The sequence below is a fragment of the Ensifer canadensis genome (assembly GCF_017488845.2).
Lineage (GTDB): Bacteria > Pseudomonadota > Alphaproteobacteria > Rhizobiales > Rhizobiaceae > Ensifer > Ensifer canadensis.
Genome location: NZ_CP083370.1, coordinates 309384 through 336379 on the forward strand (window position 1 = coordinate 309384; position 26996 = coordinate 336379).

Annotated in this window: 27 protein-coding genes; 25 read left to right on the forward strand and 2 right to left on the reverse strand. The window is 61.0% G+C overall.

The window, feature by feature from the left end; genetic code table 11:
- Positions 1–221: 221 nt before the first annotated feature.
- The 21 genes from J3R84_RS01520 (at position 222) to J3R84_RS01620 (ending at position 19388) form a co-directional block, all read left to right on the forward strand.
- Positions 222–1142, forward strand: a complete 921-nt coding sequence (locus J3R84_RS01520; protein WP_107026827.1) for a flagellin N-terminal helical domain-containing protein — start codon at positions 222–224, stop codon at positions 1140–1142.
- Positions 1143–1474: 332 nt separating this feature from the next.
- Positions 1475–2443 (forward strand): flagellin N-terminal helical domain-containing protein, encoded by a 969-nt coding sequence (locus J3R84_RS01525; RefSeq protein ID WP_025425932.1) that lies wholly within the window; start codon positions 1475–1477, stop codon positions 2441–2443.
- A gap of 454 nt (positions 2444–2897) precedes the next feature.
- On the forward strand, positions 2898–3551 hold the full coding sequence (locus J3R84_RS01530) for a FliH/SctL family protein (RefSeq protein WP_025425933.1): 654 nt from the start codon (positions 2898–2900) through the stop codon (positions 3549–3551).
- On the forward strand, positions 3548–4756 hold the full coding sequence (locus J3R84_RS01535; RefSeq protein ID WP_025425934.1) for a MotB family protein: 1209 nt from the start codon (positions 3548–3550) through the stop codon (positions 4754–4756). The genes J3R84_RS01530 and J3R84_RS01535 overlap by 4 nt, the downstream gene beginning before the upstream one ends.
- Positions 4757–4761: 5 nt before the next feature.
- Positions 4762–6072: a chemotaxis protein MotC gene (motC, locus tag J3R84_RS01540; RefSeq protein ID WP_025425935.1), complete on the forward strand. Its 1311-nt coding sequence runs from the start codon at positions 4762–4764 to the stop codon at positions 6070–6072.
- Positions 6069–7526: a flagellar hook-length control protein FliK gene (locus tag J3R84_RS01545; protein ID WP_025425936.1), complete on the forward strand. Its 1458-nt coding sequence runs from the start codon at positions 6069–6071 to the stop codon at positions 7524–7526. Before motC ends, J3R84_RS01545 begins: the two co-directional genes overlap by 4 nt.
- On the forward strand, positions 7477–8034 hold the full coding sequence (locus tag J3R84_RS01550; RefSeq protein WP_025425937.1) for a transglycosylase SLT domain-containing protein: 558 nt from the start codon (positions 7477–7479) through the stop codon (positions 8032–8034). The genes J3R84_RS01545 and J3R84_RS01550 overlap by 50 nt, the downstream gene beginning before the upstream one ends.
- Before the next feature lie 270 nt (positions 8035–8304).
- Positions 8305–8976: a transcriptional activator Rem gene (gene rem, locus J3R84_RS01555; protein WP_025425938.1), complete on the forward strand. Its 672-nt coding sequence runs from the start codon at positions 8305–8307 to the stop codon at positions 8974–8976.
- A 91-nt stretch (positions 8977–9067) separates the two neighbouring features.
- Complete coding sequence (locus J3R84_RS01560) at positions 9068–10300, forward strand: flagellar hook protein FlgE (RefSeq protein WP_025425939.1); 1233 nt, start codon at positions 9068–9070, stop codon at positions 10298–10300.
- A gap of 23 nt (positions 10301–10323) precedes the next feature.
- The gene (flgK, locus tag J3R84_RS01565) at positions 10324–11739 is read left to right on the forward strand and encodes a flagellar hook-associated protein FlgK (protein WP_025425940.1); all 1416 of its coding nucleotides are present in this window, start codon (positions 10324–10326) and stop codon (positions 11737–11739) included.
- 2 nt (positions 11740–11741) lie between these two features.
- Positions 11742–12794: a flagellar hook-associated family protein gene (locus J3R84_RS01570; protein WP_025425941.1), complete on the forward strand. Its 1053-nt coding sequence runs from the start codon at positions 11742–11744 to the stop codon at positions 12792–12794.
- Positions 12795–12829: 35 nt separating this feature from the next.
- Positions 12830–13177 carry a flagellar biosynthesis regulator FlaF gene (flaF, locus tag J3R84_RS01575; RefSeq protein ID WP_025425942.1) on the forward strand — a complete coding sequence of 116 codons (348 nt, stop codon included), beginning with the start codon at positions 12830–12832 and terminating at the stop codon, positions 13175–13177.
- Positions 13174–13623 (forward strand): flagellar biosynthesis repressor FlbT, encoded by a 450-nt coding sequence (gene flbT / locus J3R84_RS01580; RefSeq protein WP_025425943.1) that lies wholly within the window; start codon positions 13174–13176, stop codon positions 13621–13623. The genes flaF and flbT overlap by 4 nt, the downstream gene beginning before the upstream one ends.
- The gene (flgD, locus tag J3R84_RS01585; protein ID WP_025425944.1) at positions 13614–14024 is read left to right on the forward strand and encodes a flagellar hook assembly protein FlgD; all 411 of its coding nucleotides are present in this window, start codon (positions 13614–13616) and stop codon (positions 14022–14024) included. The genes flbT and flgD overlap by 10 nt, the downstream gene beginning before the upstream one ends.
- Positions 14025–14031: 7 nt before the next feature.
- Positions 14032–14298: a flagellar biosynthesis protein FliQ gene (gene fliQ, locus J3R84_RS01590; RefSeq protein WP_025425945.1), complete on the forward strand. Its 267-nt coding sequence runs from the start codon at positions 14032–14034 to the stop codon at positions 14296–14298.
- Between the two features lie 220 nt (positions 14299–14518).
- On the forward strand, positions 14519–16606 hold the full coding sequence (gene flhA, locus J3R84_RS01595; RefSeq protein WP_025425946.1) for a flagellar biosynthesis protein FlhA: 2088 nt from the start codon (positions 14519–14521) through the stop codon (positions 16604–16606).
- Positions 16603–17355 (forward strand): flagellar biosynthetic protein FliR, encoded by a 753-nt coding sequence (gene fliR / locus J3R84_RS01600; protein ID WP_025425947.1) that lies wholly within the window; start codon positions 16603–16605, stop codon positions 17353–17355. The genes flhA and fliR overlap by 4 nt, the downstream gene beginning before the upstream one ends.
- 4 nt (positions 17356–17359) lie before the next feature.
- Positions 17360–17773, forward strand: coding sequence for a hypothetical protein (locus J3R84_RS01605; protein ID WP_025425948.1), 414 nt, complete (start codon positions 17360–17362; stop codon positions 17771–17773).
- Between the two features lie 116 nt (positions 17774–17889).
- Positions 17890–18441 carry a rod-binding protein gene (locus J3R84_RS01610; protein WP_025425949.1) on the forward strand — a complete coding sequence of 184 codons (552 nt, stop codon included), beginning with the start codon at positions 17890–17892 and terminating at the stop codon, positions 18439–18441.
- A 14-nt stretch (positions 18442–18455) separates the two neighbouring features.
- Positions 18456–18824 (forward strand): hypothetical protein, encoded by a 369-nt coding sequence (locus J3R84_RS01615; protein WP_025425950.1) that lies wholly within the window; start codon positions 18456–18458, stop codon positions 18822–18824.
- Positions 18825–19388 (forward strand): hypothetical protein, encoded by a 564-nt coding sequence (locus J3R84_RS01620; RefSeq protein WP_025425951.1) that lies wholly within the window; start codon positions 18825–18827, stop codon positions 19386–19388.
- Between the two features lie 17 nt (positions 19389–19405).
- On the opposite strand, the gene J3R84_RS01625 is transcribed toward J3R84_RS01620, so the two are convergent.
- A complete protein-coding gene (locus J3R84_RS01625) occupies positions 19406–20395 on the reverse strand; it encodes a glycosyltransferase family 2 protein (RefSeq protein ID WP_025425952.1) in 990 nt (329 codons plus the stop codon).
- Positions 20396–20554: 159 nt separating this feature from the next.
- Between J3R84_RS01625 and J3R84_RS01630 the strand changes: the two genes are divergently transcribed.
- Genes J3R84_RS01630 through J3R84_RS01640 form a run of 3 tightly spaced genes read left to right on the forward strand, consistent with a single transcriptional unit; the run spans position 20555 to position 23528 of the window.
- Positions 20555–21775 (forward strand): glycosyltransferase family 4 protein, encoded by a 1221-nt coding sequence (locus J3R84_RS01630; RefSeq protein ID WP_025425953.1) that lies wholly within the window; start codon positions 20555–20557, stop codon positions 21773–21775.
- Positions 21772–22587 (forward strand): WecB/TagA/CpsF family glycosyltransferase, encoded by an 816-nt coding sequence (locus J3R84_RS01635; RefSeq protein WP_239637564.1) that lies wholly within the window; start codon positions 21772–21774, stop codon positions 22585–22587. The genes J3R84_RS01630 and J3R84_RS01635 overlap by 4 nt, the downstream gene beginning before the upstream one ends.
- A complete protein-coding gene (locus tag J3R84_RS01640) occupies positions 22581–23528 on the forward strand; it encodes a DUF6492 family protein (RefSeq protein ID WP_025425955.1) in 948 nt (315 codons plus the stop codon). Before J3R84_RS01635 ends, J3R84_RS01640 begins: the two co-directional genes overlap by 7 nt.
- Here J3R84_RS01640 and J3R84_RS01645 read toward each other — a convergent pair.
- Complete coding sequence (locus J3R84_RS01645; RefSeq protein WP_225906256.1) at positions 23472–24674, reverse strand: lipopolysaccharide biosynthesis protein; 1203 nt, start codon at positions 24672–24674, stop codon at positions 23472–23474. The two genes, J3R84_RS01640 and J3R84_RS01645, sit on opposite strands and share 57 nt — an antisense overlap.
- A gap of 234 nt (positions 24675–24908) precedes the next feature.
- Between J3R84_RS01645 and J3R84_RS01650 the strand changes: the two genes are divergently transcribed.
- Positions 24909–26930 carry a GumC family protein gene (locus J3R84_RS01650; RefSeq protein ID WP_025425957.1) on the forward strand — a complete coding sequence of 674 codons (2022 nt, stop codon included), beginning with the start codon at positions 24909–24911 and terminating at the stop codon, positions 26928–26930.
- Positions 26931–26996: the final 66 nt, after the last annotated feature.

The following is a 26996-nucleotide window of genomic DNA, read 5'->3' on the forward strand; positions in this document are numbered from 1 at the left end:
GAAAAACCGCGTCTCCATCGAGGCGCGGTTTTTCTTTTGTCGGTATGTTTTTTTCGTCTGCGGCTTCAAGCTTCGTTAACCATCTTGGTGTTTTCTGTGGCTATCGAAACGGCGGGTTAACCAACAAGATTAACGCGTTAGCAGGCATGAAGCTGGCCGCCGGTTCCCGGTAATCCCGGAATGTCCCTTTCAATCCAGTTTTCCCAAGGGGCACTCAGCCAATGACGTCTATCATGACCAACAACGCGGCAATGGCCGCACTCTCCACGCTGCGTTCGATCAATTCCTCGATGGAAACGACGCAGGACCGTATTTCGTCCGGCTACCGCGTTGGTAACGCTTCCGACAACGCCGCTTACTGGTCGATCGCAACGACCATGCGTTCGGACAACAAGGCCCTCGGCACGGTTCAGGACGCACTCGGCCTCGGCGCAGCCAAGACCGACGTTGCTTACACCGGCATGAAAGCCGCGATCTCGGTCGTCGACGAAATCAAGGCAAAGCTGGTTGCTGCCAGCGAGCCGGGCGTTGACAAGTCCAAGGTCCAGAAGGAAATCACGCAGCTTCAGGAACAGCTTAAGAGCGTCGTCAAGTCCGCTTCGTTCTCCGGCGAAAACTGGCTCTACACCGCTTCCGGCGCAACTGCTCCGGGCACGAAGTCGATCGTCGGTTCGTTCAACCGTGACTCCAACGGCAATGTCAGCCTGACGACGCTCGACGTCGACACGACCAAGACCATGCTGATCGACGAAGCAGCAACAGCAAACGGCCTGCTCACAGACGCACTCAAGGACTCCACTGGCACGGCCATCGCCGGCGTCAGCGTTCTGACCCTCGACATCAGCACTGGCGTAACGGCAACGACACTGGCCAATTACCTCAGCGGCGTTGATACCGTCCTGAAGAGCATGACTGACTCTGCTGCAGACCTCGGTGCGGTCAACAAGCGCGTCGACCTCCAGAAGGACTTCGTCGACAACCTGATGGACTCGATCGAATCGGGCGTCGGCAAGCTGGTTGACGCCGACATGAACGAAGAGTCGACCCGCCTGAAGGCTCTGCAGACGCAGCAGCAGCTCGGCATCCAGGCCCTGACGATTGCCAACACCAACTCGCAGAACATCCTGTCGCTGTTCCGTTAATCAGCGCATAGGTATGACGGACGCATCTGCGCCCGTCATGATCATGACCTCCAGGAAGCCGCGCCGCCCGAAAGGACGGCGCGGTTTTTGCGTTACCGGGGCGTTGTCTTTTGCCGTTAACGCCTGCTTCATATTCCCTTATTTTTGTTCACCTTCGTTACTGACTTATGAATGGCGTTAACCGTTTGTTAACCAAACAATCGTTACACATTCGTTAAGAGCGAAGGGTCGCCCCCAGGGCAAAACAGGGGCGGTTCGCATGACGCTGGTCCCGTCGCTGCCGGTCAATCACTCCGGAATGTTCTCAGAAAATCTTTCGGGGCAAGTGACCAATGACCAGCATCATGACCAACACGGCCGCCATGGCCGCACTTCAGACGTTGCGTTCGATCAACACCAATATGGCCGAAGTGCAGGAGCGAATCTCGTCCGGCTACCGCGTGCAGACAGCAGCCGACAACGCCGCCTATTGGTCGATCGCGACCACCATGCGCTCGGACAACGCCGCACTCTCCACCGTTCAGGATGCGCTTGGTCTCGGTGCGGCGAAGGTCGACACTGCCTATGCGGCGATGAAGGCGTCGATCGACGTCGTCACCGAAATCAAGACCAAGCTCGTCGCCGCGCGCGAGCCCGGCGTCGACAAGCTCAAGATCAACAAGGAAATCACCGAGCTGAAGAACCAGCTCATGTCCGCCGCACAATCGGCGTCGTTCTCGAGCGAGAACTGGCTCTACAATACCAATACAGCCGCCGTCGGCACGAAGTCGGTCGTCGCTTCCTTCAACCGCGACGGAAACGGCAATGTTTCCATCACGACGCTCGATTTCGACACGGCGCAATCGATGCTGATCGACACGGGCAGCGCGGCGCGCGGCCTGCTGACCAGGGCCTATGATGCCGACCAGCTGCAGCAGACGCCGACCGGCACCGCCGCACCGTACTATCTGATCGTCGCCCCGCCGGCTGCGCCGCCGACCGGCACCGAAATCAAGCTGACTGCGACGACCGCGCCCACGGAAATGGACGCGATGATCCGCGTCGTCGACAAGATCCTCGGGCAGCTGACGGACGCCGGTTCGACACTCGGCGCGATCACCAAGCGTATCGACATGCAGGAAAGCTTTGTCGCCAACCTGATGGATACGATCGACAAGGGCGTCGGTCGTCTGGTCGATGCCGACATGAATGAGGAATCGACGCGCTTGAAGGCGCTGCAGACGCAGCAGCAGCTCGGCATTCAGGCGCTGTCGATCGCCAATACCAACTCCGAAAACATCCTGCGCCTCTTCCAGCAGTAAGGTTTTCCAGCCGGTGGCGCCTTGGTTCCGCCGGTTTGGGACCGCCCGTCCGTGCCCGCCGAGAAGGCGGATATCGAATCGAGTTGAGTTCTGCCACGTCGTCGGTCACGGCACCCGGTGGAAACGGTTGGACCGCGCTAATTGCCCTGGCGCGGTCCAACACATTCATTTTCGCACAAGTTTGACCGAATAGCGTTCCCTCGCAGTCCTGTCGGATGACTGCCGGCCAATATGAGATTTGCGCCGCCGCCTGCATCGGTCTGCCGCCGGAATGAAAATTCCCGTGCCCGGCCGCTGTAAGTCAAAGAATGCAGGGTTCGCCGCTATCGGTGACCGGACCCGAGGGAGACATTTCAGCAGTGTCAGGATCATGGGAATTCTGCGCCGTAGGGCGGCGCCTGTCGGGCAGACGGGGATCGCCTTCTATCGTGCTGCGCGCATCGAGGTTCCAGCCATGAGCGCGATGCTGTCCCGCTATCTCAAGGATTTCAGTGCGCCGAAAGTCGAATTGTCGATGATGCCGCAGAAATACTTCCCCGATCTGGATACAGACTACTCCGATGGCGACCGGCACACGTCGCGAGCGGCTGCGCCGCAGATCGATGTCGAAGCCGAACGGCGCGAGGCTTTCGAGCAGGGCCGCGCCGAAGCGTCGGCGGAGCTTGCCTTCGAACACGGCAATCAGATCGCCGATCTCCAGGCGGCCCACGCGGCCGAAATCGAGGCCCTGACCAGGCGCCTCGAGGACGAGGCCGCAAGTCGCATGGCCGGACGGTTTCAGGAGATGACCGAGCATCTGGCGGTTTCGCTGGGTGACCAGACCGCCCGGGTGCTTGCACCTGTCATGGAGGAGGCGCTCGCGCAGCGCGCCGTTGCCGATATGGCGCAGATGATCCGGCAGGGAATTATCGCTGGCGAAGGCTGTGCGATCACCATCAAGGGTCCGCTTCCCCTGTTCGAAGCATTGAAGAGCAGCCTCGGCGACGACATGCCGGTGTTCCGCCACGTTGAAACCAACGACATCGACCTCGCCATCGAAATGGATGAGACGATCCTCGTTACAAGAATGGCGGCTTGGGCCGACACTGTCCGGAAGGTCCTCGCATGAGCGACGAAAGCCATCACAACGGCAAGAACGAAATCATCATCGTCAAACGAGTGAGTGGCGGTCATGGCGAGCATCACGGCGGCGGCTGGAAGATTGCCTACGCCGACTTCATGACGGCGATGATGGCCTTCTTCCTCGTCATGTGGCTGATCAATGCCGCCAACGAGGAGACGAAGGCGGCCATCGCCTCCTATTTCAACCCGGTGCAGCTGACCGACCAGAAGCCCGCTGAGCGTGGCTTGAAGGATCCTGCCAAGGATGCGCAGGGCGAAGAGACACAGCAGCGATCGAAGGTCGACGGCGAGCAGGAAAAATCGGGCGGCTCGGCCAAGACCGGCGACCAGCTGACCGCAACCTCGGGCGAGGAAACGAAATACTCCGACGCCGATTTCTTCGAGAATCCCTATTCGGTGCTTTCGGAAATCGCGCAGGAAGTCGGCCAGCAGGCAAACATCAGCGTCAAGGGTGACGGCGGTGCGGCGCAGTCCGGGCCGTCGACCGGGGCGGAAGGCGGCGAGGCCTTTCGCGATCCATTCGACCCGGACTTCTGGACCAAACAGGTCGAAGTCAAGGATGCCGGCAACACCACCGAGAAGGACGTCGCCTTGGCGTCCAAGGCGGCGATGGCGAGCGGCGCAGCGCCATTGCAGAAGACCGCCGAAGAACAAAAGGCCGAAGGGAAGCCGGCCGACGCCGGTAAGACTGATGCCGAAGAGGCAGAACTTGCCAAACCGGATGCCGCAGCGCAGGCCGAGGAATTGAAGGCCGAGATCAAGAGGGAGCTCGGAGGCGATGCCGGCAAACTGGCAGAGGGCCTCGTCGTGACGCCGGCTGAAGGCGGTCTGCTGTTGACGATCAGCGAACAGACGGATTCCCAGATGTTTGCCGTCGGCTCGGCCGTGCCGCAGAAGGAACTTGTCATGGCCATGGAGAAGATCGGCCGGCTGCTGTCTGAGCGCCAGGGCGTTGTCGCCATCCGTGGCCACACCGATGGTCGTCCGTTCAAGGACGGCACCTATGACAACTGGCGCCTGTCGGCTGCGCGCGCCCAGAGCGCCTACTACATGCTCGTTCGCGGTGGTCTCAAGGAAGATCGCGTCAGCCAGATCAGCGGCTTTGCCGACCGGCGGCTACAGATCCCTGGCGATCCCTATGCGCCCGGCAACCGCCGTATCGAAATCCTGCTGCAGTCGGCTAAGGGTTAGAACCGATGCTGCGACGCTTGCGATCCGCCTTGATGATGTCGGCACTGGCCATCCCGCTTTCGGCGGGAATGGCGGATGCCAACGACCTCGAGGAGCTTGCACCCTTCAAGATGATCCGGTCGCTGCAATACGTGCAGGACTCGGTGGTGCTCGGCGATCATTCTGCCATCGAGATGCAGCGCTTCATGCTGGGTGCGATCGACAAGCGGCTCAGGGCTGCGGATGCGTCCGTGTTCCGCGATCCGCGCAATGTCGATGCGGCACTTGTCTACGCCATGAGCGGCGGTAATCCGGAAACACTCAACTATCTCGCCGACCATGATGTCGATGGCAATTTCGATTCGCGCGTTACTGACGCGCTTAGGCAATATCTCGGCGGCAAGGGTGGCCTGATCGTCGAGAGCCTGTCGAAGGCGGCGCCCGAGTACCGCAATTCCCGTGTTGGTCCCTACCTGTTCCTGATCCTCGGCAATGCCACATCTCAGCAGGACCCGGTCGGGGCGATGAAGTTCTACGACTGGGCGCGATTGACTGCTCCGGGAACGATTATCGAGGAGGCGGCGCTTCGTCGCTCGGTCTTCCTTGCTGTGCAGGCGAACATGCCTGACAAGGGATTTCGTTATGCCCTGAACTACGCCCGCCGATACCTGACGTCGCCCTATGCCAGCCAATTCGCCGACGTCTTCGTCGAGCTGGCCGTCGGGCATTTCGACGAGGCGGCGCACGAACGGATTTCCGAAATCCTGACTTTCATGGATGCGCCGCGCCAGCGCGAGGTCTATCTTCGCGTCGCACGACGTGCGGCTATCAGCGGAAAGCAATCCTTGGCAAAGCTTGCCTCGGAACGGGCCGAGCAGCTCGCAGCCGACGGTGCGTCCGAGCCGCGTGTGCTCGCCAATTTTTACGCCGGGCTGGCGTCGGTACCGTCGTCTGACGTCTTTGCCGCAACACAGAGCATCGCCGCGATCCCGGACGCTGAGCTTTCTCCGCGTGACCGAGCCCTGCGTGACGCGGCAAAGGCAGTTGCAGAGGCCGTTGTCAGACCACCGGACGATGAAAGCCTCACGCAAGCGTTCTCCGCTAGACCGGTTAGACCAGCCACGCCAGTCGAGCAGATCGAAGGTGCGGAAACGGGAAGCGGCATGAGCCCGTTCGGTAGCCCGGCGGCTGATGCCAGCGCCCCAGAAGCTGGCGAGACGACACAGGCCAGTGCTGAGACTGCCGACGCCTCCGATCCTGCTCACGACGGTTTCGTGGCCAAGGGGCGGTCCAAGTTGGAGGAGATCGATGCGCTGCTAAGGGGGGAAGGCAAATGAGAGCTCTCGACGAAAGCCTGCGCGCACCACCTCAGTCCCAGACGGGCAAGCCGGGCGCACGTGCGGGCGGCAAGGAGCAAGCCCCCGGCGCCTTCGAGGACGCCGTCGCAACCGCTGGGCGCCAGAAGGCGAACGGTCAGGGCGGACAAGGTTCGTCCGCCGGCAACGGCGAGGCGGCCGAAGGCGAAAACTCTGGAGCTGCGACCTTGATTGGCAATGGCGGCATTAAAGGCGGCGACGCCAAGATCTCGATCTCCAAGCAGGCGCACAATCGTGCACCTGGGGATCCGGAAGATCCGTTGCTCGACAATCACAATGCTCAGAACGAGCGGTTCTCGCTCGCGGAGCGTGGACGAGACGCCAAGCGTGTTGCTGCCAAGGCGGCGCGGGCGCGCGAACAGGCGAATGAGACGGTTGCCGCCGACGCCGACGAATTGGCCGCCGGCATAGCGGGTTTGTCGCGCGGCTTGGGTAGGGGCCAGGCAAACGGCGCGCAGGGTGCAGACGGCGAGCCAACTGATGCGGCCGCGGCTTCAGATGCCAAGACTTCCCCAAGCGCCAGCGTAGACGACCTGCTGACGCTGCTCGGCGGCAACGCCATGCCGTCGACGCGTGCTGATGCCCAAGGTGGCTCGGCCGGCGCCGCTGGCGTCCATGCCCTCGGTGAACGCGGCGCCAAGGGCGCTGGGCATGGCGAGATGATCGATGCCCATGGTGCGAGTGCCGAAGGTGCCGATGGCGAACAGGGCACCGACCGGTTGTTCCGCTTCGCCCGCGCCGATGGCAAGGGGCAGGCGATTTCGATGAGCATATCGAAGGACGGCGAACGGGCGACGGTTGACGCCGCGCGGTCAAATGCCAAGGCTGAGAACGTCACCGTGCTCGAAGCTCGCCGTTATCTCGGCATTTCGATGAACAGCAATTCCACCAATGTCGCCAACGCGATCGCCGGCGACGCGGGCTTTGCCCAGTCGTTGCAGCCGAGTGCTGCCCTCGGCCAGCCGGGTGCCTGGACGCAGGCCGGCAAGACCTTGAACACGCTCAAGATCCAGATGCATCCGATCGAGCTTGGCCTCGTCACCGCAACGTTGCGGTTGAAGGACGACGAGCTGCAGGTCGAGCTGAAGGTGGAGAACGGCGAAGCCTTCCGCCAGCTGCGCGACGACCAGAGCGAAATGGTCAAGGCGCTGCGAGCCCAGGGCTTCGCGGTCGATCAGATCAACGTCGTGTTCAATTCGGGCAGCGATACATCGACGGGCGGCGGCAGCTCGCAGCCGCAGGCCCAGGCGGGCCAGCAGGGCCGCGATCGCGCCGAGGACGGTAGCGGGCAGGGGCGGCAGCGACAGGATGGCGACAGCCAGGGTTCAGTGGCGGAAAGGCGGGTTGGCAATGGCGGTACGGATGATGCGGTTGCCGGCACTGAGCGTTCTCGCACTGGTCACGTCTACATGTAGCGCATTCGCCGGTGCCGACACTGGAATCTGCGAACGTGAAATCATCTCGGCAGCATCCAAATACGGCATTCCGGCCGGCATACTCTACTCCGTCGGATTGACGGAAACCGGCCGCAAGGGGTCGCTGCAACCCTACGCAATGAATATCGAAGGTAAGGCCTATTTCGGCACCAGCACGCAGGATGTTCTCGTTCGATTTGCCAACGCTCAGGCGCAGGGTGCCAAGCTCATCGATCTCGGTTGCATGCAGATAAATTACCACTTCCATGGCGATCAGTTCGCATCGCCGACGGAGATGCTTGACCCTCGCAAGAATGTCGAATATGCCGCGCGCTTCCTGTCCAACCTTCGAGCGAAGCATGAGAGCTGGACAATGGCCGTCGCACGGTATCATGCCGGCCCGAACAACGACCCGGCGCAGAAGAAATATGTCTGCCGGGTGATCGCGAATCTGGTCGCGACGGGCTACGGCAAGTGGACGCCGAATGCCACGCAGTTCTGTCAATAAGCAACCAATGATTGTTTGATTACGGGTCATTCTGCATTGTGGCGACAATGCGTGGAGAATGTGACGGCAAGTGGTTTTGTCGCAAGCCGTTAACTTTTCCACATTATTTTAGTGTGACCGTTAACGCTTAGCCACTAGATGTAGATCAAATCGGCGCGATATGGTTAATCAATTATTAATTCCACCCATTAACTTCCTCTAGTTGTTCATGAATCCCTCGATTCGTACCTCTCAATCAGTGCGGTGCCATACTGATTCGGAGGCGGACGAATGATCGTAGTGGTTGACGATAGAGAACTCGTGAAAGACGGCTACACGTCGCTTTTCGGGCGTGAAGGAATTCCCTCGACGGGCTTTGATCCCAAGGAGTTCGGCGAGTGGGTGAATGCGGCGGCAGATTCGGATATCGACGCGGTCGAAGCGTTTCTGATCGGCCAGGGTGACAGCACCTTTGCCTTGCCGCGCGCGATCCGCGACCGGTCGATGGCGCCCGTCATTGCGGTCAGCGATACGCCTTCGCTCGAAAACACCCTGGCGTTGTTCGACTGCGGCGTCGACGACGTCGTTCGCAAGCCGGTTCACCCCCGCGAGATCCTGGCACGCGTTGCGGCGATCCGTCGCCGCCTGAAAGCCATCAACAACTACACCGACATCGGCCCGATCCGCGTCTTTGCAGATGGCCGCGATCCGGAGATCAACGGCGACGTGTTCGCATTGCCACGCCGCGAGCGCCGCATTCTCGAATATCTGGTCTCCAACCGCGGGCGCCGAGTCTCCAAGTCTCAGATTTTCAACGCGATTTACGGAATCTTCGATGAAGACGTCGAGGAGAACGTCGTCGAAAGCCACATCAGCAAGCTGCGCAAGAAACTGCGCAAGAAGTTGGGCTTCGACCCGATCGATTCCAAGCGGTTCCTTGGCTACTGCATCGACTGGAACTAAGGCGCGGCTAGGCGGGTCAGGGCGTACCTAAGACAGGTTCACGCAAGGCCCGCTTCCTAGTGTCGCTGCAACGTGGAAATGAGGATCCGATATGAGTCTCTATGGCAGCATGAGAACGGGCGTCTCCGGTATGAACGCTCAGTCGAACCGTCTCGGCACTGTCGCCGAAAACATCGCGAATGCGAACACGACGGGCTACAAGCGCGCCTCGACAGAGTTCTCATCGATGATCCTGCCTTCGGGCGGCGGCAACTACAATTCCGGCGGCGTCGAGACCCAGGTGCGCTACAGCATTTCGCAGCAGGGCGGCACAAGCTACACGACGTCCTCGAGCGACCTCGCGATCAACGGCGGCGGCTTCTTCATCGTGCAGGGCAACGGCGGCGAGAATTTCCTGACCCGTGCCGGCTCCTTCGTTCCCGATAAGGACGGCAACCTCGTCAACACCGCCGGCTTCAAGCTGATGGGCTACGAATACAAGGCTGGCGCCGACCCGACGGTCGTGGTCAACGGCTTCGACGGCCTGACGGAAGTCAAGCTCAAGGACGAAGGCCTGGTGGCGTCGGGCTCGACCAAGGGCACGATGGAAGCGAACCTGCCGTCAGGTGCTGCCGTCGGCGACGAAAAGCCGACGTCGCTTGTCGTCTACGACAGCCAGGGTAACACCCGCATCCTCGACTTCGTCTACAAGAAAACCGGCGTGAACCAGTGGTCGCTTGAGATACGGGACCGTTCGACATACACGGCAGGCCCGCCGGCAACGGGCGTGATCGGCTCGCAGAGCATGACGTTTGACGCGGCCGGCAAGCGCATTTCGGCCACGCCCGCCACGCTGACGACGACGCCTATCAACAACCTGCCGGGCACAGGCGCCAATCTCGGCGCCCTGACGATCGACACGACAAAGACGTCGCAGCTCGGTGGCGATTTCACCAGCACCGGCGGCGGCATCGACGGCAGCAAGCCGAGCAAGATGTCGGGCTTCGAGATCGACAAGGAAGGCGTGGTCTACGTCAAGTACGGCGACGGTAACCTCATTCCGAAGTTCCGCATCGCGCTTGCCACCGTCCAGAGCCCGGACAGGCTCTTGCCGCAGTCTGGCAACGTCTACTCGCAGGGCACCGATTCCGGCGTCATCGTCACCGGTTTTGCCGGCTCCGGTGCGTTCGGCAACATCCAGTCCAAGGCGCTCGAGAACTCCAACGTCGATATCGCCAACGAGCTGACCTCGATGATCGAGGCGCAACGCAACTACACGGCAAACTCCAAGGTGTTCCAGACCGCATCGGACCTGCTTGAAGTTCTGGTCAACCTGAAACGGTAATTGAAAGAGATACGGTCCGCGTTATGTCGCTGTCCTCCGCAATATCCATCGCACAACAGGCTTTCAGCAACACGGCGCAGCAAACCGCGATCGTGTCGAAGAACATCGCGAACGCGGGCAACGCGGACTACTCGCGTCGGCTTGCTTTGCTCGGAAGCACGGCGAATGGCGCGCAGGTCGTATCCATCTACCGTGCCCAGAACGAGGCGCTGCTCAAACAGAGCATCGCCGGCATGGGCGAGGCCTCGGGCCAGGCAAGGCTGCGGGAAGGGCTGGAACTGATGAAGTCGGCGCTCGGTGGCAACAGCTACGAGACGGCGCCTTCCAAGCTGCTGGCCGATTTCCGCAACAGCCTTCAGACCTTTGCCGCGACCCCTGGCAACAAGACGATCGCCGCAACGGCGGTTTCTGATGCCGGGGACCTGGCGGATTCGCTCAACAAGGCCTCCAAGTCCGTCCAGGACATGCGCGAGAATGCCGACAAGGAAATCGCGCTGGAGGTCGACAAGCTGAATGGCCTGTTGGCGGAATTCGAAAAGGCCAACAACGCCGTCAAGGCGGCAACGGCGCAAGGGTCGGACCCGAACGACGCGCTCGATCAGCGCGACAAGATTTTGAAGCAGGTCTCCGAGATCGTCGGCATTTCGACGACGACGCGCGCCAACAACGACACTGTGATCTTCACCACCGACGGGACCGTGCTGTTCGAGACGATTCCGCGCTCGGTCACCTTCGCCTCGCAAAACGTTTACGACGCGACGACAGTCGGCAACAAGATCTATGTCGACGGCGTGCCGATTGCCGCGGGAACCGGCGCCGATACGACGGCGAAGGGCAAGCTAGCAGCACTCGTACAGCTGCGCGACGACGTCGGGCCGAAATTCCAGTCGCAGCTCGACGAAATCGCCCGCGGCCTGGTGACGATGTTCCAGGAAGGCGGCCAGCCCGGCCTGTTTACCTGGGGAACGGCGGGTATTCCGCCAGTCGGCATCGTGCCTGGCATGGCATCGAAGATCACGGTCAACGCGCTTGCCAAGGCAGACCCGCTGATGCTGCGCGACGGTGGTTTCGACGGTACGTCGAACAACCCCACCGGCAATGCAGGCTATACCGCCCTGCTGGACGGCTTCATCAACGCAATGGGTGAGAACATGGCGTTCGACCCAGCGTCCGGCCTCGACAGCAACAGCAACATTCTGAATTTCGCCACCAGCTCCGTCGGCTGGTTGGAGCAGTTCCGCAAGACGGCATCGACAGCCGACGACAACAAGTCGGCTCTGCTGTCGCGCACGGCGGAAGCGCTGAGCAAGCAGACTGGCGTCAGCATCGACGAAGAACTGTCGCTGCTGCTCGATCTCGAACAATCCTACAAAGCATCGGCCAAGCTGGTCAGCACCGTGGACGCCATGATGGCGGCCCTTATGGAAGCTGTGAGGTAATCATGAAGACATCCTTCGTTTCGAACCTGGCGATTCAGACCGCCATGCGCCTGACGATCCAGCAGACTCAGGCCGAGTTGCTGCGACGCACCCAGGAAAGCACGAGCGGCATTCACTACGACATCGGCCTAACGCTTGGGGCGTCGACGTCGCGATCGCTCAATCTGCAGCGCGAGCTGGACAGGATGGGCTCCCTGAAGGGCACCAACGCCGTGGTCACGCAGAGGCTTTCCGCCTCCCAGGGCGCGCTTGAGACGATGCAGAAGGCCGCCGAGAAGGTGCGCGACACGCTTGTGACCTACAAGGGCAACGACAGCGTCGACGCGATGAAGATCCTGAAGTCCGAAGTGAATGGCGCGCTTCAGATCTTCACATCGGCGGCGAACACCTCTTTCAACGGTGAGTTCCTGTTTTCGGGCATCAACTCAGACGTCAAGCCGCTCGCGGACTACAACTCCGTGCCTCCGTCTGCGGCCAAGGCCGCATTCGATACGGCGCTCAGCAGCTACATGTCGACAAACAGCCTGACCGACATGAGCCAGTTCACGCCGGCACAGATGCAGGACTTCATCACGACCAAGCTCGAACCGATGTTCATGGGCACGGATTGGGATGCCAACTGGTCTGATGCCTCGAGCCAGAACATGACGAGCCGGATCAGCGCCAGCGAGGTCATCGAGAGCTCGACCAACGCCAATACCAAGAGCTTCCGGATGTTCGCGCTTGCCAGCGTGATCTCGTCGGAACTGATGGACAAGAACGTCAATTCGCAGGTCCGCAACACGCTCAACAACGCCGCATTCGGCTACATGGAGCAGGCTATTGCCGGCCTGAACGGGGAACGCAGCTCGCTCGGTATCTCGGAGTCGCGCGTCAAGAAGGCGACGACTTCGATCGAGGCGCAGGAGAAGCTCATCAAGACCCACATCATCGACGTCAACGGCATCGATCAGGAAGAAAACGCAACGCGCGTGAATATGTTGAAGACCCAGCTCGATACATCCTACGCGCTGACGTCGAGACTGCAGCAGATGAGCTTGCTCAACTACCTCTGAGAAGAGGCGACCGGACAAACATGAAGGATGTCTGAATGTACCAATTTTCCTATGCCGAGATCATGGAGGATGGCGTTGCCGACTCCAAGAATCGAGAGCGGCAGGTACTCGATCGCTCGATTGCGCTCCTTGAAGCCGCAAGACAGCAGAACGGGTATTCGAGAGAAGCCATCGAGGCGATCTATTTCACCCGGCGCGTCTGGATCCGCTTCATCGAGGATCTTCGCGCTCCGGAAAACCAGCTCAACGAAGAGCTGCGCGCCAATCTGATTTCGATCGCCATCTGGATACTCAACGAGACGGAAAAGATCCGCAAACGCGAATCCTCCAACTTCCAGGGCATAATTGACATTACCACCATCATCAGGGATGGACTGAAATGAAGAGCACACTGCGTATCTCGCTGAAGTCGGGCGAAAGAATTTTTGTAAACGGCGCGGTGCTTCGCGTTGACCGCAAGGTCGCCGTCGAATTCCTGAATGACGTGACCTTCCTTCTGGAAAACCACGTGCTTCAGCCGGAAGACGCGACGACGCCGTTGAAGCAGCTCTACTTCATCGCCCAGATGATCCTGATCAACCCGGAAGGCGCCGAGCAATCGACCGCAATGTTCCGCAAGTCGGTCGTCATGCTGCTTAACTGCTTCAAGAACGAAGAGATCCTGGCCGAACTGAAGCGGGTCGACGGCCTGGTCACCAACGGCCGCGCCTTCGAAGCGCTGAAGGCGATCCGTGGGCTCTACGCCATCGAAGACCGCATCCTCAACACGCAGGAAATCACGCCGGCCACGGTCGAGCAGATTCGCAAGGAGATCGCACCATGGCGGTAAGCGGCGTCAGCAACAATGACTACACCCCGATCGTCTCGGGTGCCGACTCTGGCAACGACGCCAGCAAGGCGTCGCTGAACTACGAGAGCTTCCTCAAGCTGCTCGTGGCCCAGATGAAGAATCAGGACCCGACGCAGCCGATGGACGCCACGCAGCAGATCGCGCAGCTCGCGACCTTCTCGCAGGTCGAACAGACGATCAAGACCAACAAGAATCTCGAAAGCCTGCTGCAGCGCACGTCGCTCAGCGAGGCGGACGCGGTGATCGGCAAGACTGTCACCAATGCCGACGGCACAGTCACTGGCGTTGTCAAGGAAGTCAAACTATACTCTGACGGAATCATTGCAGTGCTGGATAACGGCAAGGAGCTCGTTATCGGCCCAGGCGTCAAGGTAAAGTGATACCCCTATGAATGAGGCGGATGCCCTCGATATCGTGCAGGCTGCGATCTGGACCGTGATCGTTGCCTCGGGGCCCGCCGTTCTCGCCGCGATGATCGTCGGCGTCGTCATCGCCTTCATTCAGGCGCTGACCCAGGTTCAGGAAATGACCCTGACCTTCGTACCGAAGATCCTTGCCGTGATGATCACGGTCGCTGTTTCCGCGCCTTTCATCGGCGCCCAGATCTCGATCTTCACCGACATCGTCTTCTCCCGAATCCAGTCCGGATTCTGAGCGCGCCTTACGGCATAATTTCATTCTTAAATCGGATCCGATTTAAGAATGAAATTATGCAGCAAGTTTAAAGCGATACAGCGTCCTTTGCGCGTCATATTTGACGCGCGGCGCTGTCGCGCTACCACCTTCGCGCAAGCTTGGGCCTCTATCTCCAGTCTTAAGATTGGGGCAGCGCGTGTGAATGCTGCCCGACCTCTCATGAAGAGACGGAAGAGACATGGCACAGCAAGCGGCGTTGATCATCCCGAAAGTAGCACCAAAGGGCCGGGACATCGGCTTTGCGCTCGGGATCGTCATGATCCTGGCAATTCTCTTCCTGCCGATCCCGCCGTTCCTGATCGACATGGGGCTGGCTTTCTCGATCGCCTTCTCGGTCCTGATCCTGATGGTGGCGCTGTGGATCCAGCGGCCGCTCGAATTCTCGTCCTTTCCGACGATCCTTTTGATTTCGACCATGGTTCGCCTGGCGTTGAATATCGCAACGACGCGCGTCATCCTTTCCCACGGTCACGAAGGCCACGGCGCCGCCGGCGGCGTCATTTCCGGTTTCGCCAGCCTCGTCATGTCCGGCGATTTCGTCATCGGTCTGATCGTCTTCCTGATCCTGATCACGGTGAACTTCATCGTCATCACCAAGGGTGCGACGCGTATCGCCGAAGTCGGCGCGCGCTTCACCCTCGATGCCATTCCCGGCAAGCAGATGGCGATCGACGCCGACCTTTCGGCCGGTCTGATCGACGAAAAGGAAGCGCAGCATCGTCGTCGCGAACTGGAGCAGGAAAGCTCGTTCTTCGGCGCAATGGACGGCGCGTCGAAGTTCGTGCGCGGCGATGCGATCGCCGGCCTGATCATCACCGCGATCAATATTTTTGGCGGCATCATCATCGGCTATCTGCGCCATGACATGCCGATCGGCGAAGCGGCCGACGTCTTCGTCAAGCTTTCCGTCGGTGACGGTCTGGTCTCACAGATCCCCGCGCTGATCGTCTCGCTCGCCGCCGGCCTCCTCGTGTCGCGTGGCGGAACCGCCGGCTCGACCGACCAGGCCGTTGTCGGGCAGCTCGGTGGTTATCCCCGCGCTTTGATGGTTGCCTCCGGTCTGATCATCCTGCTTGCGCTGGTTCCGGGACTGCCGTTTCTGCCGTTTGCGTTCCTTGGCGGCGGCATGGCGTTCCTGAGCTGGGTCATTCCGCGGCAGATCGAGGCGGAAAATGCGGCGCGCCGGATGGAGGAAGCCGCGACGGCCCAGCAGGCTAAGGACGGTGAGGCGGACTCGGTCAAATCGGTGCTGAAGACGGCGGAGATCGAATTGCTGCTCGGCAAGCAGGTGTCGACCCGACTGCTCGGCGCGCACCAGGAACTGGCCTTCCGCGTCGGCAAGATGCGCCGCAAGTTCGCCGGTCAATACGGTCTCGTCATTCCGGAGATCAAGGTTTCCGACGACATCAGCATCCCGGACAAGGCCTATCACGTGCGCATCCACGGCACGACGATCGCCTCCAACACGGTGCGTGTCGGTGAAGTTCTGGTGGTCACAGGCGGCGGCCGCCGTCCGAGCGTGCCGGGAGACGAGATCCGTGAGCCCGCCTTCGGCATGCCGGCGGTCTCGATCCTCGAGACATTCACCGAAGACCTGAAGCGCGAAGGCTTCCACCCGATCGACAACGTCTCGGTGGTGCTGACGCATCTGTCCGAAGTGATCCGCAACAACCTGCCGCATCTCTTGTCCTACAAGGATGTGAAGGTACTGATCGATCGGCTGGACCCGGAATACCGCAAGCTGGCCGACGAAATTTGCACTTCGCACATGTCCTATTCCGGCCTGCAGGCAGTCTTGAAGCTGCTCTTGGCGGAGCGGGTATCGATCCGCAACCTGCACCTGATCCTCGAAGCGGTGGCCGAACTCGCGCCGCATGTCCGCAAGACGGAGCAGATCGTCGAGCACGTGCGTGTGCGCATGTCGCAGCAGCTGTGCGGCGACCTTGCCGACAACGGCGTCCTGCGCGTCCTGCGCCTCGGCAACAAATGGGATATGGTGTTCCACCAGGCGCTGAAGCGCGACGCAAAGGGTGAAGTCGTCGAGTTCGACATCGATCCGCGCCATCTCGAAGAGTTCAGCGAGCAGGCGACGAAAGTTATCCGTGAACATCTCGATCGCGGCATGCCCTTCGTACTGGTAAGTTCGCCCGAATCCCGTTCTTATGTCCGCATGATCATCGAGCGTCTTTTTGCCACTTTGCCCGTGCTCTCGCATGTCGAGCTTGCCAAGGGCCTCGAGATCAAGATCATCGGCTCTATTTCATGATAACCGACCCCGAGGGCACGGTGCTCGCACTGTTTGCGGCATTCTGCCGGATCGGGGCGTGTATCATGATCATGCCGGGGTTCTCGACCGCGCGCATTCCCATGCAGATCCGGCTGTTCATCGCGGTCGCCATCTCCATGGCGATCCTACCCGTCATGTGGACCGATATCTATCCGCAGGTGACCGGCAAGGGACACACCTATATCTACCTGATCGCTGCCGAAACCGCCGTCGGCGCGGTCATCGGCCTGGTTGCCCGCTACTATGTGCTCGGCCTTCAGTTCGCTGGCACGACGATAACGATGCTGATGGGCTTCAGCCCGCCGCCGTCGTCGGACGTGATCGAAGACACGGCGGAAAACCAGCTCACCAGCATGATCAGTTTTGCCGGCTTGATGATCCTGTTCATGCTCGATTTCCACCACGTGATGTTCGAGGCGATCGCCCAGTCCTATCGGGTCATGCCGGTCGGCAGCGTCTTCGATCCGCAGGGCGTGCTCATCACCCTGACGGATTCGCTCGAGCAGACCTTCATGATCATGCTGAGGCTCGCGAGCCCCTTCCTGATCTATGGCCTTTTGTTCAACGTCGCCATCGGCATGGTCAACAAGCTGGCGCCGCAGATCCCGATCTACTTCATCTCGCAGCCCTATCTGATCATGGGCGGCATGTTCCTGCTCTATCTCGGTATCGCCGCCATGCTGCGCCTGTTCGGCGACGGCTTTGCGCCGGTCATGCAAGGGGGATAGCCACATGAAGACGCGGTCGCAGAAGCTCAAGCGCCTGGTCGCAGTCCAACGGCATCTCGAGCAGATGGCCGAGGCTGACTTTGTCGAGATGGTGCGGCAGCGCGAGGCCCTGGCCGAGACGATTGATGTCGTCGTCGATGCCATGGGCTCGGCCCATCCGATGCATCGCATGTTTTCCGGCCACTATTCCTCGCAGGTCGGGCGCCTCGTGCAGAAGGACCAGATGCTGTTCGGCATCCAGCAGACGCACGAAGCGCGCATGCTGAAGGAGCGGGCCAAGGCCGACCGGCTCGAGGAAAACATGAAGGATGCCCGGCAATCGGAAGACCGGGAAGAGGCCGACAATTCGATCTATGACCTGATCGATCAACACGTTGCCCGCCAAGCGCCAGCTTCCGGTAAGGTTGACGGGCGATAGTGCGACATCCGGAACGCTCCACCCCCGTGTGGTGGGACGTTCGGTCGAGATGTTGAACGCGCGATTGCGTCGGCCCGGTCGGGGTCGCTGCGATGCCGTTGTCGAGAGGATTTGTCATGGCTATCTCTCCGCCCAGCGATCTGGTGATGGACGTCGTGCGCGCGGCCGATCCGGCCGAGGTGCAGGAAGCGCAGGCCCGGCTGAAGGCCAATCGCGCCGCCTTCCAGGCGACGAGCCTCGCCGAAAACGGCAACGGTTTCGCCGCCGCCGTCAACGTCCTCAACTCTTCGGAGGGATCGAGCGGCCTCGGCGATATCAACAACCGGGTCGAGCAGAAGAAGGTTCCCGAGACCTATCGCAAGTTCGAAGCGATGATCCTGCAGAATTTCGTGAAATCCATGCTTCCGAACGACAGCGAGAATGTTTTCGGAAAGGGCACGTCCGGCGACATCTGGAAAAGCATGATGGCCGAGCAGATCGGCGATGTCATTTCCAAGAGCGGCGGCATCGGCATTGCCGACCAGTTGGCTGCCGGCGATGCGCGCGAACGTGTCAATGCCTCGCTCGATGGCAACAGCCGAAACCTGGCCGCAAGCCTCGTGCAGGAATACGAGCGCAAGACGCTCACTGGCTACACGACTGAAGACGATAAAAACAAACAAGCTTAATTGGGAGTTCATTTATGGAAGCTGTGGCATCCAACGACGTCCGGATCCAGAACGTGCTCGGCCGGCTGGAAATGATCATCGACAATGAGAACAGCCGTATCGGCGTCGATCCGGAGTTCGATATCAAGACGTCGAACGCGCACAAGAGCCGTTGCCTCTACGAACTGACGATGCTGCACCGCGATACGCTGCCGGGCGAGTTTTCGCCGGCCTTCGCGTCGCAGACCCGTCACCTGCGCGACAAGCTCGAGATCAACTCGCAAAAGGTCGAAGCCCACCTCGACGCAGTGCGATCCGTCGTCGATCTGCTGAAGACCGCCGCCCAGGATGCAGATGCCGACGGCATCTATTCCGAAGCGCAGTTCCGCTATAGCGATTTCTGAATGCTCAAGCTCGTTCTCACCGGGGTTTGGGTCTGCGCCGTCACGCTCGGATCCGTCTATTATTCGATGCAGAGCGCCTCGGCGCCCGTCGTCTCGGATGCGGAAGCAACGCGGCGTGCATCGGAGCAATATGTTCCGGGAGAAATGATCACGGTTCCCGTCATCAAGGACGGCGCCGTACAGGGCTATTTCCTGACCAAGCTTTCCTTCTCGGCGACGAAGGAAGGCATCAACAATCTGCGCGCGCCGCTTCGCCAGATGGTCACCGACGAACTCTACGACATGCTGGTCGGTTCGAGGTTCATCGATGTCGGCGACACAGGCACGTTCGACCTGCCGACCTTCAAGTCGACGGTCAAGGATGGGCTCAACAAGAAGCTTGGCGGCGAGGTGATCACCGAGGTCCTCGTCGAACAGCTCGAATATCTGACCAAGGACGACGTCAAGCGCGTGGCCAACGGCCAGAACGTCCCGCGTCAGAAGCCGGTCGCCATCGTCGACAAGAACGGCAACGTCGCCAACGACAAGTTGCCGGAAGGCAGCATCAACGCCAGCACCCACTGATCGCCACTCAGCGGCGCTCAGTTCTTTTCGGGGTTGCGGTATTGTTCGTTGACCAGGCCGAACTCCGCCATCAGCCGCCCGACAGCCACATAGAAGTGGTAGAGACCGGCGGCGGCAAGACCGGTTTTTCTCCATAGTTTGATGCCGCGCGGGATAGCGGCGCCAAGCAGCGCAAGCGATTTGCCGAAGGTCTTCACCCGTCCGCCAAAGCTCGGATCCCGGCGGTGCTCGAGCATCGTCGAAATTGCCCCGTTTCTGAGGCTTCGCGCACGGATCCATGATGCGTTGGTGCGCCGTGCCGGCACCGTTTCCGCCACCCAGGCCTCCTTGGTCCAGGCGAACGAAAACCCCTTCTCCTTGCTGCGGCTGTAGAAGTCGGCGTCGCCGCCACCGATGAAGTTGAAAGCCGGGTCCAGAAACGGGCGCGGCATGGCGTCGAGAACCCGGCGCGTCACCAGCACGTTACCCGAAGAAAACAGGATAGGCACAGGTCCTGTCGTCTCATAATGGGGCGTAAACACCGGGTGCCGCTTCCACTTCTGCCCGCTCATATCCTCGAAAACCGGCAGCTGTGGACCGCCGACCATGTCCGCCTGGGTCGCTTGCTGTGCCGTGACGAGGCAATCGAGCCATTCGGGTGAGGCGATCTCGTCGTCGTCGATGATGGCAATGGCGCGCAGGTTGGGATAGGTTTCGAGCGCCATCGCCCAGCCGGCGTTGTAGGCGTAGCAGTTTCCACGCTGGTGGGCGATGATGACGATGGAGTCGGACGGGTGCCCGAGGAAGAAGTCCTTCGCCGCCGCAGCACCTGCCAGACCTTCATCGTCGTTCTCGATGACGACCGTGGCAAAGGCAACGTCAGGCCGTTGGGAAACAATGGTTTTCAGCGTCTTGATGACATGTTCCGGGCGCCGAAAGGTCGGTAGCACCACGACGAGTTCGATGTCACCGGCGTCTTCCAACTCGGTCCGGAAATAGACGGAAATATCCTGGCCGATAGACGTCATCGTGAAACCTGTGCAAGCGGATTGCTGGCAAGCACTAAAGCAAATCTTCCTAAACAGATGCTGAACCGGCAAAACGACTTTTGAATGAATGCTTTAAGCGGTCCTTCACCCCGCGCTGCTAAAGAAAGGCGCAATGCTCCATCCATGACGTGTGGCAAAATGCATCTGGTCCTGGTTTCCTCACTCGTTCCCGTAGACAATCCCGCCTCCGGTTTCGATATCGCCAATCGTGCGGTGCTTGACGGTCTGCTCGCGCTTGGCCATCGGGTCAGTGTCATCGGATTTCTGCAGCCCGGGCGGCGCCCGGCGCCCGACTGCGAGATGCACCTGCTTGGCGAACTGGAAGTGACCAATGCCAAGGCTGGCCGCCTGCAAAAGCTGAGCTGGCTTGCGACCGCTTTTCTCAATCGCACCTCGGTGTCGTCAGCCAAGATGCTTGGCGTATCGGCGGGCCGGATCCAGTCGATCCTCGACGGGCTTGCACCCTTCGACGGTCTGGTCCTCAATTCCGTGCAACTGCCCGCGGCGTTCGCTCAAGTTTTCAGGTCCTATCCGTCGATCTATGTCGCTCACAATGTCGAGGCCGATTCCGCCCTGGAAAATGCCGAGCGTGCCAAGGGCCTTTTGGAGCGCTTCCTCTTTCGGCGCGAGGCGTTGTATCTCGAACGCTACGAACAGCAACTGGCGCAGAATGCCGTCGGATTGTGGACCTTCGCCGAGGCGGATCGTCTCGGTTTCGGTCGTGCTGTTTACGACCGGGCATTCGTGCTGCCGCTGGTTACCGGCTGGGACGCGCCGATTGTGCCTGATGTGCAGCGCCAGCACGACCTCGGCTTGATCGGCACCTGGAGCTGGCGGCCGAACCGGCTCGGCCTGGACTGGTTCCTGGATCAGGTCGTGCCCCATCTTCCCCAGGACATGTCGATCGCGATCGCCGGGCAACTGGATGGAGCGCCTGTCGTTTCGCATCCGGGCATTCGTTTCGTTGGTCGCGTGCCGGACGCCCGCGCCTTCGTTGCGGCCAGTGCCGTCGTGCCGCTGATCAGCCGTGGCGGCACGGGGGTACAGCTGAAAAGTATCGAGACGTTCGAGCTCGGCATGCCGTCGGTTGCCACGCAGGCTTCGTTGCGTGGCATCGAGACGATCCCGGAAAATTGCACGCCGACCGACGATCCCCGGGAGTTTGCCCGCCTGCTGGTGGAAAAGGTCGCCCACGCGCGCGCCGGCCTTTCGCAGCGCCTGGACGGCGCAGCGTTCCACCGGACTCAAAAGGCCAGGATGATGCAGGTCATGCTGGATGTGTTGCCCGGCCTTGCCGCAAATGACGCAAGCGCCCAGGTTCGACCACGATTGAAGGTCCACGACGGAGGCCGGTCGTGACCATATCTGTCGCCGCCTCGAACGTTGCGGTATCGCAGCGCATGATCCTGGGCATGCCGGTCGCCGATCTCGGCTGGGCGAGCGCTTTCGCCTTTGCCAACGACGCGGTTTCTCGCAGCAGTGGACAGGTGAGTCTTGCCTTTCTCAATGCGAACAACGCCAACCTGATGTTGAAGGACACCGAATATCGGGATGTGCTGCGCCGCCAGATCGTATTTCCCGATGGCCACGGCGTCGATATCGCTTCCTATTTGTTCCATGGAGGCATGTTCCCGGCCAATCTCAACGGCACCGATTTCGTTCCGGCCTTGCTGACCTACCTCGATCGGCCGATGCGGATCGCGATGATCGGCGCGCGGCCGGACGTATTGGCGCGCGCGGCCGAGAACTTTCGCAAACACGCGCCTTGGCACGAATTCCTGCCTGTTTCGGACGGTTTCTTCGATCGCAGCCGGTCGCGCGAACTGCTCGCCGACGTGCGGGCTCTGAGAGCCGATATTCTTCTCGTGGCAATGGGCAGCCCGATGCAGGAGAAATGGGTCGATACCTATGTCGGCCCGCAGGATGCACGGCTGGTGATCACCGTCGGCGCATTGTTCGATTTCGTCGCTCAGGAGTTCCCGCGTGCGCCGAAGCTTCTGCGCAAGCTGCGGCTCGAATGGTTCTACCGGCTGGCTCTTGAGCCGAAGCGCATGTGGCGCCGCTATGTCCTCGGCAACCCGCTGTTCCTGCTGCGTGTATTCCTGCACAAGCTGACGGGCCGCGCTCGAAAAAGCGTCGGCAACTCCAGCCTCGGAGCGCGAAAATGCTGACCGAGCCCTCCAGGCGAACCGCTGTTGTCACTGCGTCCTACGCCAATGATTTCGAGCGCTGCCGCCTGATGTGCGAAAGCATGGATCGGCGGCTGCAGGGCGATTGGGTGCACTATCTGCTCGTCGCCGATTTCGACGTCACGCTTTTCCGGCAGCTCGAAGGATCGCGGCGGCAGGTCATCGACGAGCGCGATCTTCTGCCCTGGTGGCTGCGTCCCGTCACCGACCCGCTCTCGGGCGGGCGCCGCAAGATCTGGCTGAGCCCCTTTGGCCTACCACTGCGCGGCTGGCACGTTCAGCAGCTTCGACGTCTGGCGCTTGCCCGCCATATCGATGAGGCGGCGATGTTCGCGGTCGATTCCGATGTCGTCTTCCTTCGCGACTTCGACCCCGCCACACTCTGGCGGGACGGCCGACTGACGCTTTACCGCAAGGATGCGGCGATTGACGCAAATATGCGCTCCAATCATCTGGCATGGCTTGCGCATTCCGATCGGCTTCTCGGTATCGGCCCCTATGCGCTGCCGGCCAACGATTACATCAATACGTTGATCGCCTGGCGCAACGACACATGCCGCAAGCTCGTCGACCATGTCGAAGCGCTGCATGGCCGCAACTGGGTTCGAGCGGTGACAAAAACACGCGCCTTTTCCGAATGCACGATCTATGGCCGCTTCGTCGACGAGGTTATGGGCGGGCAGGGGCACAAGCCCTCATCCGATGCACTTTGCCACGTGCTCTGGTTCGACGACAGTTATCGGCAGGGCATTGCCGGCCTCAGGGATTTCCTAAGGGATATGGCCCCGCACCAGATCGGCATCGGCGTCCAGTCGTTCGTCGGCCACGATCTCGACGATATCCGCAAGGCCGTGGTCGAACTCGCGTCAGATGACCCGGTTGGCCGGCTTGCTCAGCGCGGTATAGGTCAGGCCGAAGGATAGCAAATACAAAACCAGGAAGATCAGGTTGAGCGATGGCGCCCACTCGGCAACATCCGTGGTCGTCGTCAGCAGCATCGCAAGCAACCCCACTTTCACCACGCCCGCGACCAGCAGGTTGGCCATGCGCCGCACGGTGCGGCCGGTCGCATAGAGCAGTTCCGAATGATACTCGATCAGATTGCGGAACGATGGTACCAGCAGGATCATCGCCACGATCGGTGCTGCAGCCGAAACGTTATGGCCCAGACCGTTCGGGAAAACGTAAAGATAAACGGCCATTGCAGCGATGGCGACAAACGAGGCGGCAGCCACGGCAAACTCGATCGATAGGCGAACGGGCCAGCGGGCGATCGCATCGGGTGTGCGCATGATCCGCTGGACGAGCAGCGTGTTGAACGAGCGCACCGGCAGGGCGGTCAGATCGGCAAGCCGCATCAGGATCGCATAGATGCCGGATACGGCCGGGCCGCCGATCGCCAGCACGGCGATCTTGTCAAACTCCGACTGAATGTAGAAGAGGATTTCGGCGCCTGCGACCGAGACCGAATCGCCCCAGCGGCGGAAGTAGAGCCGGGGCTGCCAGCGAAGACGCACCCTTGGGTAAAACAGTACGAGAGCGATGACGAGGCTGATGGCGTTGGCGGCGAGATAGAACTGCGACCAGGCGCCAAGCGTGTTGACCTGAAGCAGCGCAAACAGCAGCGCCGCCGCCGTGCGGATTGCCGTGGCGATGACCACGAGCAGAGCGCCGCGGCCGAAGCGGCCGAGGCCGTTGAGAACGATGACCGCCGTTTCGAGCCCGCGCCAACAGATGATCTCGGCCGCCATGAAGGCCGCAAAGGTGCCGGCCGACATGTCGCGTGAAAAAAGCGCGATGAAGGTGCCGACGCAGATCAGTGCGATCACCGGCAGGGAAAGCAGCGCGCCGACGAGAAACCCGGCGCTATAGGTACCCACCAGCAGCGGTTTCACCGTCGCCACGCGGTAGAGCGGCGACATGAAGCCGAAGGCAAGTGCGCGCGAGATCATGATGCCGGCGGCGGACGCCGTGGCAAAGAGACCGAAATCGGCGATGGAAAGCGTGTTGGCAACAGCGATAAAATACGCAAGCGACAACACGAGCCGCCCCGCCGAACCCCCCGTCATCGAGAGATAGGCGTGAACAAGCGCCCTGTGGCGAAGATAAAGCGCTTTGATGCGGTGGTGCACGATCGAACTTCCAGGAGTCTCTCCCGTCATAGGCGGGAAAGCTTAATAAGGCGTGAGATCGCCCGTTTCTGGGGTTGGTTCTTTCTCCAAAATTAACCATTTGTTTTCCCTGTTTCCTTAGGTTGAATTCACTATTCGGAATTCGCCATCTCGGCAGCCGCGGGATAAGTCATGTTCAACGTCGACGACGAAAAACGCCCGGTTCCGCGTGCATCGTTGCTCGATATCGCAGCAGGGGGCCCGCGGGTCTCGGCGCGCGCGCAAAAGCCCGACGCCAAAGGCCGAGGATCCGCCGGCTCGTCGTTGCTCGACCGCTTTGTCGAGGCCGATCAAGCGGCTACACAGCCGGGCTATGCCGCGTCGCGGCATGCAGCTCGCGCGACACCCCAACCCAAGATACCGTCGGCACTGAGCGGTCCGGCTACTCGGCCGCAGCGTGGCCTTGGCGGTGCGGACGGCAAGATTGCCCGGTGGCTGGCCGGTCGGGATGCGGACGACGCCTCCGACGGTTCGGGTGGAGATGCATTGCTGCCACCCGGTGACAGACCGCTCGTCGACATCAAGGCCGTGCTTCGCTCCGTCTGGCAGGTTCGTTTCGTCATTGCCGCCACGACGATACTCGGCGCCGTCGCCGGCGTCGCGATCGCCCTGTCGACACCCAGCATCTATCTCTCGGAGAGCAGGCTCTATATCGACCCGCGCGAGGTGCGGCTGACGGATTCCGATCTCTCCAAGCAGTCGCTGGCGACGGAAGCCATTCTTGCGCTTGTCGACAGCCAGCTCGAGGTTCTGCGCTCGCGCACCGTGATGGAGAAGGTCGCACGTGATCTCGATCTGCAGAACGATGCCGAGTTTTCAGGAACTGGCGCGGCGGAAGGCGAAGTCTCGCCGCGCACCCTGCAGAAACTGAGCGACGCCATCCGCGTCTGGCGCGATCCCAAGACCTTCATCGTCATCGTCGAAGCGCAGAGCCGAAGCCCGGAGAGATCGGCGCTGATCGTCAACCGCCTGGTCGAAACCTTTCTGGGCGAGGAGACGGCGGCACAGTCCGGCTTCTTCCAGAAGACCACCGCGGCGCTCGATCAGCGTATCTCCGAACTCAAGGCCGAACTCGATACCGCTGAAAAGGCGATCGAGGAATACAAGGCGCGCAACGATATCGTCGGCGCCGGCGGCGAGCTGATCGCCGACAAACAACTGCTCAGCCTCAGCGATCAGGTCGCTGCTGCGCGCAACCGGATCGCCGAAGCAAAGGCGAAGGCCGACGTGTCCGGCAAGGTCCGGCTCGATGACGTGCTGACCGGCGCCTTTCCGGAGGAAGTCAGCTCGATGGCGCTCGCCGAGCTGCGCAAGCAATATGCGGCGACCAGGGCGCAGTTGAGCTCGCTCGATGCAAGCCTCGGTCCCCGTCACCCGCAGCGCATTGCCGCCGTACAGTCGCTTGAATCCTCCCGCGCCGAGATCGCCAATGAGCTGCGGCGCATTGCGGCCACCGCCCAGACCGAACTCGATCGTGCCGAGAGTGCGGAGCGGGATCTGGTCCGGCAGTTCGCAGCGCAGAAGGCCCGCCAGATCAATTCGTCCGGCGAGATGGTCGAGCTGCGCGAACTGGAGCGAAATGCTGCCGCGACCCGCGAAATCTACGAGTCCTTCCTGAAGCGCGCCAGCGAAACGCGCGAGGAAGAAAAGCTGACGGCCAAGAACATCCGCGTCGTTTCGCGGGCGGAGCCTGCGTTGCAGCCCAAGGGGCCGTCGCGCAAGATCATCGTCATCGGCGCAACGCTTGCGGGCTTTTTCGCCGGTTTCGGTCTCGGTATCCTGCTCGGCATCTATCGCAGCCTGAACGGGTTGTTTGTCGGCCCGAGGGGTGCGCCGCCGGAGACTGTCGACCCGGATCCGCCAGAGCCGGGCACCGACCCGGAACCGGGGCCTGGCGCGCGCAATGAGCAAGAAATGAAGGCGCGCGAACCGGATCTGCCGCCGCCATTCTCGCCAGCAGCCCACCATGCGCAGTCGCTGGCTGCCGCCTATCTCGCTTCGCGCGAGCTGGCAAGCCAGGCTTCCCCGACAAGGCCGTCGCCCCTGGCTATCGAGCCCGAGGACGATCTCGGCATCGCTAAGGTGCAGGACGATCTTCGCGCGCTCAGGTCGCGCGTCGAGAGCTACTCCCGCCAGAAGGTCGCGCGTCGCTGAACCTCAGCATCTGCGAAGAACGAGCAGGCAGCCTTTCAGTGATGAGAGGAAATGTCGCGGCCTGCG